This is a genomic window from Bradyrhizobium sp. (genome assembly GCF_049512235.1).
GTDB lineage: Bacteria > Pseudomonadota > Alphaproteobacteria > Rhizobiales > Xanthobacteraceae > Bradyrhizobium.
In genome coordinates this window covers 1-3,733 of sequence record NZ_JBEKXH010000578.1, presented here as the reverse complement: position 1 = coordinate 3,733, position 3,733 = coordinate 1, and the positions used below count along the sequence as shown (strand labels likewise).

At 65.3% G+C, this 3,733-nt stretch carries 3 protein-coding genes and 1 pseudogene; 1 reads left to right on the top strand and 3 read right to left on the bottom strand.

Annotation, left to right across the window (positions count from 1 at the left end; genetic code table 11):
- Positions 1-238: 238 nt before the first annotated feature.
- The 3 genes from plsY to ABSG20_RS32060 are packed head-to-tail and all read right to left on the bottom strand — an operon-like array spanning position 239 to position 3,128.
- Positions 239-832, bottom strand: coding sequence for a glycerol-3-phosphate 1-O-acyltransferase PlsY (gene plsY / locus ABSG20_RS32070; protein ID WP_423868464.1), 594 nt, complete (start codon positions 830-832; stop codon positions 239-241).
- A 35-nt stretch (positions 833-867) separates the two neighbouring features.
- Positions 868-2,169, bottom strand: a complete 1,302-nt coding sequence (locus ABSG20_RS32065; protein WP_423868463.1) for a dihydroorotase — start codon at positions 2,167-2,169, stop codon at positions 868-870.
- Between the two features lie 5 nt (positions 2,170-2,174).
- Positions 2,175-3,128 carry an aspartate carbamoyltransferase catalytic subunit gene (locus ABSG20_RS32060; protein ID WP_423868462.1) on the bottom strand — a complete coding sequence of 318 codons (954 nt, stop codon included), beginning with the start codon at positions 3,126-3,128 and terminating at the stop codon, positions 2,175-2,177.
- A gap of 92 nt (positions 3,129-3,220) precedes the next feature.
- On the opposite strand from ABSG20_RS32060, the pseudogene ABSG20_RS32055 reads away from it, so the two are divergent.
- Positions 3,221-3,733, top strand: a pseudogene (locus ABSG20_RS32055) (DNA alkylation response protein); the annotation flags it as partial.

Here is a 3,733-nt window from a genome sequence, read left to right as displayed (position 1 = left end):
CGCCGTCCCCCCTGGCGGCAGCATGGATCAACCGAAGGGCGTGGGGAAGGGGGTTTGAACGCGCTCGCCGTCATTCCCCGATGCGCCATTGGCATCTGAGGATGGGCCTTTGGTGGGCAATTGCCGACCTGAGGCGCGGCGAGTGTAGCCCGGATGAGCGCAGCGATATCCGGGGCCAGGCGCGCGTTCATTCCCGGATGTCGCTGCGTTCATCCGGTCTGCGAGGCCGCGTTGCCTCTCACTTCGCGCCGATCCGGCCCTCGGTCCCCGCCTGCAGCCTCTTGATGTTCTCGCGGTGCATGTAGAACAAGAGCAGCGTCAGCACCGCGCACAGCGCGGCCAGCGCGAGATGGCCGAACCACCAGAGAAAAATCGGCGTGACAAAACTTGCCACCAGCGCCGAGAGCGAGGAGTAGCGCGAGGTCAGGGCGGTGGCGAGCCACAGCACGCAGAACACGATCGCCGCGGGCCAGAACAACCCGATCAACACGCCGATATAGACCGCGACGCCCTTGCCGCCCCTGAAATTGAGCCAGACCGGAAAGAGGTGGCCTAGAAAGGCGCCGAGCGCCGCCAGCATCGCGGCGTCGGGCCCGCCGTAATAGCCCGCGATAATGACCGCGGCGGTGCCCTTGAGCATGTCGCAGACCAGCGTCGCCGCGGCGAGGCCCTTGCGGCCGGTGCGCAGCACGTTGGTGGCGCCGATATTGCCGGAGCCGATCGACCGCAGATCCGGCGTGCCCGCGAGCCTGGTGAGGATCAAGCCGAAGGGGATCGAGCCCAGGAGATAGCCGAGGACGAACGCCAGCGGCAGCCAGGCTTCAGGTGACATCGGCGCAGCTCCCGTCGCGATATATCGTCCCCGCATCAGACATGCTCATAGACCGTGCGTCCACCGACGATGGTGCGCACCACGCGGCCAGAGAACCGCGCTTCGTCGAACGGCGTGTTCTGGCATTGCGATTTGAGGTCGGCGGGATCGAGCACCCAGGGCGTCTCGGCATCGATCACGATGATGTCGGCAGGGGCCCCGGGCCGCAGCGATCCGCCCGGCAGCCCCAACAGCTCGGCCGGCCGCGTCGACATCGCGCGGATCAGGGTCTTGAAATCGATCTCGCCATTATGGATCAGCCTCAAGCTGGCCGGCAGCATGGTCTGCAGGCCGACCGCGCCTGCGGCTGCTTCGGCGAATGGCAGCCGCTTGACCTCGACATCCTGCGGATTGTGGTCGGACATCACGACGTCGATCAATCCCGAGGCGAGAGCCGCGACCAGCGCCTGGCGGTCCTCCTCGGTGCGCAGCGGCGGCGATAGTTTCAGGAAGGTTCGGTACGGGCCGATGTCGTTTTCGTTGAGCGTGAGGTGGTTGATCGATACCGAGGCAGAGACCTTGAGCCCGGCATCGCGCGCGCGCCTGAGAATTTCCAGCGATTCGATGCAGCTCAGCGATGCCGCGTGATAGCGGCCGCCGGTCAGCGCCACCAGGCGCATGTCGCGCTCCAGCATCACAGCCTCGGCCGCATTGGGGATGCCGACCAGGCCAAGGCGCGCGGCGAACTCACCCTCGTTCATGACGCCTTCGCCGACCAGATCGGGATCCTCGGTGTGATGCACGATCAGGGCGTCGAAATCCCGCGCATAGGTCAACGTCCGCCGCATCACCTGCGCATTGGTGACGCTCCTGTCGCCATCGGTGAAAGCCACCGCGCCGGCGGCTTTCAACAAGCCGATCTCGGTCATCTCCACGCCGCGCATGCCTTTTGTCAGCGCCGCCATCGGATGGATGTTGACGATCGCGGTGTCGCGGGCGCGGCGCAGGACAAAATCCACCGTGGCGGAATTGTCGATCACCGGCGAGGTGTCGGGCTGGCAGATGATGGTGGTGATGCCGCCGGTCGCCGCCGCCTGGCTTGCGGAGGCGAAGGTTTCGCGGTGGCTGGCGCCGGGCTCGCCGACAAAGGCGCGCATGTCGATCAGCCCGGGCGCGACAATCTTGCCGGCGCAGTTGACGATGTCGGTGCCTTCCGGCACGCCGGCGGCGCCGATGCCGCGCCTGGCATCGCGGATCATGCCGTCGGCGATCAGGACGTCGCCGGGCCCGTCGATGTCGCGCGCGGGATCGATCAGGCGGGCGTTGGCAAGCAGGATCGGGCGGCGATCGGTCAGCATGATCTTCAAGCGTTCGGCAGGTTGCGGGCGAGCGCCTCGAGCACCGCCATCCGCACCGCCACTCCCATTTCGACCTGCTCGCGGATCAGCGACTGCGCGCCATCGGCCACGATCGAGTCGATCTCGACGCCGCGGTTCATCGGACCTGGATGCATCACCAGCGCATCCGACTTGGCGTAGGCGAGCTTCTTCTGATCGAGGCCAAAGTAGTGGAAATATTCCTGGGTCGAAGGCACGAACGAACCGTTCATACGCTCGCGTTGCAGCCGCAGCATCATCACAATGTCAGCGCCATCGAGGCCCTCGCGCATGTCGCGGGCAACCTCGACGCCCATCCGCTCGATGCCGCGTGGCAACAGCGTCGAGGGCGCCACCACGCGAACCCGGGCGCCCATGATGTTGAGCAACAGGATGTTGGAGCGCGCCACCCGCGAATGCATCACGTCGCCGCAGATCGCGATCACCAAGCCCTCGAGCCGGCCCTTGTTGCGGCGGATGGTGAGCGCGTCGAGCAGCGCCTGGGTCGGATGCTCATGGGCGCCGTCGCCGGCATTGACCACGGAACCGTCAACCTTGCGCGCCAACAGCTCGACCGCGCCGGATGCATGGTGCCTGACTACCAGAATGTCCGGGTGCATGGCATTCAGCGTGACCGCGGTGTCGATCAGGGTTTCGCCCTTGCGCATCGAGGACGAAGACACCGACATGTTCATGACATCGGCGCCGAGCCGCTTTCCCGCGATCTCGAACGAGGACTGGGTGCGGGTCGAAGCCTCGAAGAACAGATTGATCTGGGTGCGGCCGCGCAACGAGGTGCGCTTTTTGTCGATCTGGCGGTTGAGCTCGACATATTCCTCGGAAAGATCGAGCAGGCCGGTAATATCGGCGGCGGAAAGCCCCTCTATACCCAGCAGATGCCGGTGACAGAGGACGAAGGTCGATTTCGATGCAGGGGTCATTAAAACGAGAGCTATAGGCAGGGATGGCGCGCGGGGCAAGGGCGAATAGGGGCATCGTGAGTTATACCCTGTGGATGTGCTATCATGGTGATATGAACCCATCTTCATTCTCAACCCACGAAGTGTTCAACCAGTCGCCGCCGTTCGAGGACGTCGATCTGTTCGCGCTGGATAAACCTCTGGCGGAAGCGGTCGCGGCCAATGGCGGCGCTGCGGCATCCGCGGAACTGGCCGAATTCGGCAAACACTGGGGTTCGGCAGCGATGGCCGAGCGAGGCCGGCTTGCCAACGAAAACCCGCCGAAACTGCGGACCTTCGACGCGCGCGGCAACAGGCGCGACGAGGTCGAGTTTCATCCGGCCTATCATGAATTGATGGCGCGCAGCGCCCATGCCGGCTTGCACAATTCGACCTGGAGCATTCAGGGCCAGCCGGCCGGCGGCGCGGCCGAAGTCGTGCGCGCCGCGAAATTCTACATGGCAGCCCAGGTCGAGACCGGGCATTTGTGCCCGGTCACCATGACGCGTGCCTCGGTCGCGGCATTGGCGGCGCAGCCCGATCTCCTGGCGAAGACGATGCCGGTGATCGCCACGCGCGCCTACGAT